Origin of the sequence: Paraburkholderia sp. Ac-20347, assembly GCF_017104805.1 — a bacterium.
GTDB classification, from domain to species: Bacteria; Pseudomonadota; Gammaproteobacteria; order Burkholderiales; family Burkholderiaceae; genus Paraburkholderia; species Paraburkholderia tropica.
The window spans coordinates 1-7,503 of the sequence record NZ_JAAGPN010000328.1 but is presented as its reverse complement, the minus strand read 5'-3'; the positions used below and the strand labels follow the sequence as shown (position 1 = coordinate 7,503).

At 67.3% G+C, this 7,503-nt stretch carries 6 protein-coding genes; 5 read left to right on the top strand and 1 reads right to left on the bottom strand.

Translation table 11 applies throughout. The features are described from left to right. The 3 genes from G3N97_RS34300 to G3N97_RS34290 all read left to right on the top strand — a co-directional run. Positions 1–267, top strand: a 267-nt coding sequence (locus tag G3N97_RS34300; protein ID WP_205997306.1) for a DUF4148 domain-containing protein, incomplete at its 5' end; no start/stop codon positions are given. Between the two features lie 399 nt (positions 268–666). Continuing rightward, positions 667–2,172 carry a DASS family sodium-coupled anion symporter gene (locus tag G3N97_RS34295; RefSeq protein WP_205997305.1) on the top strand — a complete coding sequence of 502 codons (1,506 nt, stop codon included), beginning with the start codon at positions 667–669 and terminating at the stop codon, positions 2,170–2,172. An 85-nt stretch (positions 2,173–2,257) separates the two neighbouring features. Then, complete coding sequence (locus G3N97_RS34290) at positions 2,258–3,310, top strand: Ldh family oxidoreductase (RefSeq protein ID WP_205997304.1); 1,053 nt, start codon at positions 2,258–2,260, stop codon at positions 3,308–3,310. A 106-nt stretch (positions 3,311–3,416) separates the two neighbouring features. On the opposite strand, the gene G3N97_RS34285 is transcribed toward G3N97_RS34290, so the two are convergent. Next, the gene (locus tag G3N97_RS34285; RefSeq protein ID WP_205997303.1) at positions 3,417–4,589 is read right to left on the bottom strand and encodes a 4-hydroxybenzoate 3-monooxygenase; all 1,173 of its coding nucleotides are present in this window, start codon (positions 4,587–4,589) and stop codon (positions 3,417–3,419) included. Between the two features lie 280 nt (positions 4,590–4,869). Here G3N97_RS34285 and treF point away from each other — a divergent pair, with 280 nt between their 5' ends. Beyond that, positions 4,870–6,621 carry an alpha,alpha-trehalase TreF gene (gene treF, locus G3N97_RS34280; protein ID WP_205997302.1) on the top strand — a complete coding sequence of 584 codons (1,752 nt, stop codon included), beginning with the start codon at positions 4,870–4,872 and terminating at the stop codon, positions 6,619–6,621. A 322-nt stretch (positions 6,622–6,943) separates the two neighbouring features. Next, on the top strand, positions 6,944–7,503 hold a 560-nt coding region (locus G3N97_RS34275; protein WP_205997301.1), incomplete at its 3' end, for a glycosyltransferase.

Here is a 7,503-nt window from a genome sequence, read left to right as displayed (position 1 = left end):
TTCGCCCAGGACGCCAGCGCGCCGGCCGCCACGCAGGCCGCGCCTGCCGCGTCCGCGCCGCTCACCAAGGAACAGAAAGCGCAGAAACGCAAGGAAGCGCGCGCGCAGCGCAAGGCCGAACGCAAGGCCGCCCGCGCGAAGAACAATGCTGAACTGAAGAAGCTCGAGGACGCCGGCTACAAGCCCGCGAACAACGACCCGAACTACCCGCAGAACATCCAGGACGCACAGAAGAAGGCCGCTGCGGCCGCAGGCGCGAGCCAGTAACGCGCGTGCACGGGGACCGGCGCGGTCGGCCGGTTTCCGTTTTCAGAGGCGACCCAACGCCCGTCTCCACCCACCGCCGCGCCGCATTTTCCCCCACGTTTTCCAGCCTCTTCGCGATCCCGCGACGACGCCAATACCTCATCGACACGATTGCGAACCGCGCCATCACGGCCGCCGGCGAGTCGTTTCGCGCGCACCTTCAGCGCATCGCCCTGCCCGATATGGGACGATCTTTTCCGCCATCGGCCAAACCATCGCGTGACGCAGGGCCAGACCCGCGCCGCCCCGATCACCGATACCCCAGCTGTTCGAGCCGCACGCACCGACACGATTCGCCTCGCCCGCCGCCGCCCGCTCAGCGCGCATGACGGCCCGCGAGTTCCACCCGGAGTCCACGTCATGAATGCAGCGAATCCGCAGGCCAGCACACCGCCGAAGCCCGAGTCGGCGCCGAAAAAAGGCATCCCGATCGGCTTGATCGCGGGCGTCGTCGCGCTCGTCATCGTGCTGCTGCTGCCCTTGCCGGCAAGCCTGCCCGTCGCGGGCCAGCGCATGCTCGCGATCCTCGCCTTCGCCGTGGTCGTGTGGCTCACCGAAGCCGTCTCCTACGAAGCGAGCGCGATCATCATCACCTCGCTGATGGCGTTTCTGGTCGGCACCGCGCCCACCGTCGAAGACCCGTCCGTCTACTACGGCACCTCCAAAGCCATCACCATGGCGCTCGCCGGCTTCTCGAACTCGGCGCTCGCGCTGGTGGCGGGCGCGCTGTTCATCTCGGCGGCGATGACCGTGACCGGACTCGACAAGCGCATCGCGCTCGTCACGCTCTCGCTGATCGGCACGACCACGCGGCGCATCCTGATCGGCGCGATCGCCGTGACCATCGTGCTCTCGCTCGTGGTGCCGAGCGCCACCGCGCGCAGCGCCTGCGTGGTGCCGATCATGGTCGGCGTGATCTCGGCGTTCGGCGTGGACAAGCGCTCGAACATCGCGGCCGGCATCATGATCGTGGTGGCGGAAGCGACCAGCATCTGGAATATCGGCATCCAGACGGCCGCCGCGCAGAACCTGCTGACCGTGGGCTTCATGGACAAGATGCTCGGCGCGCGCGTGACCTGGCTCGACTGGCTGATCGCGGGCGCGCCGTGGGCGATCATCATGTCGGTGGTGCTGCTCGTGCTGGTGCTCAAGATGCTGCCGCCCGAAACCGACGCCATCGCGGGCGGCAAGGAAGCGGTCGAGAAGTCGCTGCGCGAACTCGGGCCGATGACCGGGCCGCAGAAGCGACTGCTGGGCGTCTCCATCGGCCTGCTGTGCTTCTGGGCCACGGAGGGCAAGCTGCACCCCTTCGACACCACCTCGGTGACCTACGTGGGCCTCGTGCTGCTGTTGCTGCCGCGCTTCGGCGTGATGGACTGGAAGACCGTGCAGAGCCGCATTCCCTGGGGCACGGTGATCGTGTTCGGCGTGGGGATCAGTCTCGGCACCGCGCTGCTCACGACCAAGGCGGGCCAGTGGCTCGGCGACCTCGTCGCGCATCACACGGGTCTCGACACGGCCGGTCCGTTCATGGCCTTCGCGATCCTGTCCGCGTTCCTGATCGTGATCCACCTCGGGTTCGCGAGCGCGACCGCGCTCACGTCCGCCATGCTGCCGATCCTGATCGCGGTCCTGCAATCGATGTCGGGCGATTTCAACCGGCTCGGCGTGGCGATGCTGCTCGGCTTCACGGTGAGCTTCGGCTTCATCCTGCCGATCAACGCGCCGCAAAACATGGTGTGCCTCGCCACCGAAACCTTCACCGCGAAACAGTTCGCGAGAGTGGGCATCGTGCTCACGATCGTCGGCTATCTGCTGTTACTGCTGTTCGCGGCGACGTGGTGGCGCTGGCTCGGCTGGATCTGAGCGATCGACCGATCCACATCACGACATGACACGGCGCGCCGCCGCTCGCGGCCAGGCGCGCCACTCACGCAATCAGGAGCCGCACATGGAAGTCGCAATCGCCGATGCACGCCGCTTCGCCGTGGACGTGCTCACGCATCTCTCGGTGCCCGCCGACATCGCCGCCGATATCGCCGACCACCTGATCGAATCCGACCGTGTGGGCTACGCGAGCCACGGGCTGTCGATCCTGCCGAACTATCGGCGCGGTCTCGAAGCGGGCCTCGTGGTCGCCGACGGACGGCCCGAGCGCGTGGTCGACCGCGGCGCGCTGATCGCCTACGACGGCCATACCGGCTTCGGCCAGCACGTGGGCAAAGTGGTCATCGACGACGCCATCGCCCGCGCGCGCGACCACGGCCAGTGCATCGTCACGCTGCGTCATACGCACCATCTGGGCCGCATGGGCCACTACGGCGAAATGGTCGCCGAACAGGGCTTCGTGCTGCTTGCGTTCACCAACGTCGTGAACCGTCCGCCGATCGTCGCGCCGTTCGGCGGACGCGAGCCGCGTCTCACGACCAATCCGCTCTGCTTCGCGGGGCCGTTGCCGGGCGGGCGTCCGCCCTTCGTGGTCGATATCGCGACCAGCGCGATCGCCGTGAACAAGGCGCGCGTGCTCGCGGAAAACGGCCTGCAGGCGCCGCCCGGTTCGCTGATCGACGCCAACGGCCAGCCCACCACCGACCCGAACGTGCTGCTCGCCGACCCGCCCGGCGCGCTGCTGCCGTTCGGCGCGCACAAGGGCTATGCGCTCGGCCTCGTCGCCGAACTGCTCGCGGGCGTGCTCTCGGGCGGCGGCACGATTCATCCCGACAATCCGCGCAACGGCGTGGCGCACAACAACATGTTCGCGCTCGTGCTCGATCCGCAGGTGGATTTCAACGCGACGTGGCGTTCGCAGGAAGTCGATTCGTTTCTCGACTATCTGCTGAGCTGCCCGCCGCAGGACCCGACGCAACCCGTGCAGTATCCGGGCGAGTACGAGGCGCACAATCGCGCGCTGCATCAGACCACGATCGATCTGCCCGATTCGGTGCGCAAGCCGTTCGGCGATCTGGCGGCGGAGTTCGGCATCGCGCCGCTCGCGGCGATCTGAACTGCATTTGAACGGCAAATCGACCATGAAACAAGGGGCGCCCGAGCGCCCCTTGTGTTTTACCGCTGCATTTCCAGCGGATTTCGCCGGATTCGCACGCCGCGCATCACACCGCGACCGCGCCGACGTAGTTCTCGGCCATCGCCATGGCCGCCGCGCGCGACGTGGTCACGTGCTCCAGTTCCGCGACCTGCAGACGCTGCTCGAACGGCGACGCATCGTCGAGACGGTGCATCATGCGCGTCATCCAGTACGAGAAATGCTCGGCGCGCCAGATGCGGCGCAGCGCGGTTTCGCTGTACGCATCGAGCAGATCGGTGCGGCTTTCCTTGTAGAAGGCGACGAGCGCGGCGGTCAGCACGCGCACGTCGGCGACCGCGAGATTGAGGCCCTTCGCGCCCGTCGGCGGCACGATATGCGCCGCATCGCCGGCGAGGAACAGGCGGCCGTGCTGCATCGTCGTCGAAACGAAACTGCGCATGCCGACGATGTTCTTCTGGAAGATCTTGCCCTCCACCACCTGATGCCCGTCGTGCGAATCGACGCGCGCATGCAGCTCCGCCCAGATGCGGTCGTCCGACCAGTTATCGACGTTGTCTTTCGGATCGCACTGGAAATACATGCGCTGCACGTTGGGCGAGCGCGTGCTGACGAGCGCAAAGCCGCGGTCGTGGCGCGCGTAGATCAGTTCGTCGGACGACGGCGGCGCTTCCACGAGAATACCGAACCAGCCGAACGGGAACACACGTTCGTAATCCTGGCGCAAGGCCGCCGGAATCGCCGCGCGCGACACGCCTTGCGAACCGTCGCAGCCGATCACGTAGTCGCAATGCAGCGTGTGCTGCTCGCCGGCGTGTTCGAAGCGGATCGACGGCGCATCGGTGTCGATGCCGTGAATCGCGGTGTTGCTGACGTTGAAGAACAGCTTGCCGTCCGCCTGCACGCGCGCAGCGACGAGGTCCTTGAGCACTTCGTGCTGCGCGTAGACGGTGATCGACTTGCCGGTCAGATCGGTCAGATCGATGCGGCGGCGCTTGCCTTCGAACGCCAGCTCGAAGCCGTGATGCAGCGCGCCTTCGGCCTTCATGCGCGCGCCGACGCCGGCTTCGCTGAGCGTGTCCATCGTGCCTTGTTCGAGCACGCCCGCGCGGATCGTCGATTCGATCTGCTCGCGGCCGCGCATTTCGAGCACGACCGAGTCGATGCCGCGCAGATGAAGGAGGTGGGAAAGCAGCAGGCCTGCGGGCCCGGCGCCGATGATGCCAACTTGAGTGCGCATGCGGGTTGTCTCCATTTGCATGTTGATTTTGCGCAAGTTTGGCGGTCGCAGGCGATATCGCGCAACGCGATATCGAGAATAGGGACTATCTCGATTACGAATAACGGAACGAAACGCAGAGGGAATGCGCCCGGCGTGCGCGCGTCGGACGGAATGGAATTTGCTGCAGCGCGCCAACGCCTTGTTACCGACCACTTCGAAAAACGACCTCAACGCCATGCCGAATTTGTTCGCCTCTCGTCGCCTTGCCGTCAACGAAGTTTTTCCGCGTGTTTTCCGGATGTCCGATCAGAAACAAGCGAAACAAACGCACACGAAGCTGAAACGCCGCGCCGCCACGCTGTGCATCGCGCTCGCACTCGGATGCGGCGCACACGGCGCGGCGTTCGCGCAAACGGCACCGCAAACCGCTGCGCCCGCAACGGTGCAAACGGCGCCGCAAACCGCGCAGGAAACGACCGCCCTGCCGCTGCCGCCGTCCGAGCTTTACGGCCCGCTTTATCGCGACGTCGAACTCGCGCAGGTCTATCCGGACAGCAAAACGTTCGCGGACATGACGCCGAACGAAGCGCCCGCGAACATCGTCGAGGCCTACGCGACGTGGCGCACCGAGCACGCGAACATCACCGACGCCGACGCACGTAAAACCGCGCTGCGGCAGTTCGTCGAGCAGCATTTTTCCGTCGCGAAAGTCGCCACGGACAGCTATGTCGCCGATCCGAACCAGGACGTCGTGAGCCATATCGACACGCTCTGGGACGTGCTGCGCCGCAACCCCGACGCAGGCCAGCAACCGTATTCGTCGCTGCTGCCGCTGCCGAATCCGTACGTGGTGCCGGGCGGCCGCTTCAACGAGATTTACTACTGGGATTCGTACTTCATCATGCTCGGCCTGGAAGCGAGCGGGCGTCACGATCTCACGCGCGACACGCTCGATAATTTCGCCACGCTGATCGACCGTTACGGCCACATTCCGAACGGCAACCGCACGTATTACCTGAGCCGCTCGCAACCGCCGTTTTTCGCGCAGATGGTGGCGCTCGTCGCGCAGCGCGACGGCGACGCCGTCTATGTGCGCTATCTGCCGGAACTGCGCAAGGAATACGACTACTGGATGGCCGGCGCGGACACGCTCAAGCCCGGCCAGGCCGCGCAGCACGTCGTGCGTCTCGCGGACGGCACGCTGCTCAACCGCTACTGGGACGCGCGCGACACGCCGCGCGACGAGTCTTATCGCGAGGACGTGCTGACGGCGCAGGCCGCGCCGCAGCGCGACCCCGCCGACCTGTGGCGCAATCTGCGCGCGGGCGGCGAAACCGGCTGGGATTTCAGCTCGCGCTGGTTCGCCGACAACCACACGCTCGCGACCATCGACATCACCTCGCTCGTGCCCGTCGATCTCAACGCGCTGCTCGTCGATCTCGAACGCACGCTCGCGAAAGCCTACGGCCTGAAAGGCGACGCCGCGCAAGCGCAGGCGATGACACGGCGCGCGCAACAACGCAGCGCGGCCATCGAACGCGTGCTCTGGGACCCGCAGCTGCACGCGTTCAGCGACTACGATTTCGTGCATCACACGCTCACGCACCGGCTGACGGCGGCGACGGTCTATCCGCTCTACACGGGCGTCGCCACGCGCGCGCAGGCGCGCCAGGTGGCCGCCGCCGTGCGCGCGGGCCTGCTGCGGCCGGGCGGACTCGCCACCACGCAGGTGTCGAGCGGCCAGCAATGGGACGAGCCGAACGGCTGGGCGCCGCTGCAATATCTCGCGATCGCCGGGCTGCGGCGCTACGGCGAACGCGCGCTCGCGCAGACCATCGCCACGCGCTGGATCGCGACCAACCTGGTCTACTACCGGCGCACCGTCAAGCTCGTCGAAAAATACGACGTGAGCGCGGCGGCGGCGAAGGCGTCGTCGGCGGGCGGCGGCGAATATCCGCTGCAGGACGGCTTCGGCTGGACCAACGGCGTGCTGCGCGCGCTGCTCGCGATGTATCCGCATACGGAAGGCGTGACGATTCCGGCGCAGTGAATCGCGCGCTGATTGTCGCGCCGCCAGCGCGTAGCAGCGAACAGACGCCGCGACGCGCACGCCGCAATCTGAAACGGTTCGGGCGGCGCGCCGCATCGGTCGGCAGGGGTCGGCGCGGGTTGGCACGGGTCGACGCATAAGCACGCCCCGCAATGCAGCATCGCCGCATGCACCGCGTCCGTGCAGCGCTGACCACGGCGCGCCCGCGCCGCCGCGCCAAACCGGCTGCAACGTGCACACGGCGCGCCTTCGGCGTATGCTCGAAGTCATGACCGCAGAGCAATCTGCACACTGGCAGCCGGCTTGCGCCGTCCGAACCGCCATGAACGTCCCCGATCCCGCCTCCGCCTCCGAACCCGGCCCCCGCACAGGACCGCGCGTCACCGTGGTCGTGCTCACGCGCAATCACGTGCGCCAGACCATCGACACCGTCGCGCGCCTCACCGCGCTGCCCGAGCACCCGTACGTGATCGTCGCCGACAACGGCTCGACCGATTCCACCGTCAGCCTGCTCGCCTCGCTGTTTCCGCAGGTCCGCATCGTCCAGGCGCTCGGCGACCTCGGCATGGCCGGCTTCAATCGCGCCATCTCGCTCGCGCCCACCGAGTACGTCGCCTGCTGCGACGACAGCACGTGGTTCGCGCCCGGCGCGCTCGCGCGCGCGGCGCTGCTGCTCGACGAGCATCCGCAGGTCGCCGTGCTCAATGCCCGCGTCGTCGGCGACGACGAACGCGAAATCCATCCGGCCTGCCTGATGCTGCACGCGACCTCGCCCGGCGCCGACGAGCAGCCCGGCCCGACGCTCGCGGGCTATATGGCGGGCGCGTGCATTGTCCGCACCGCCGTGTTCCGCGCGCTCGGCGGCTACGAAGCGCGCCTCGC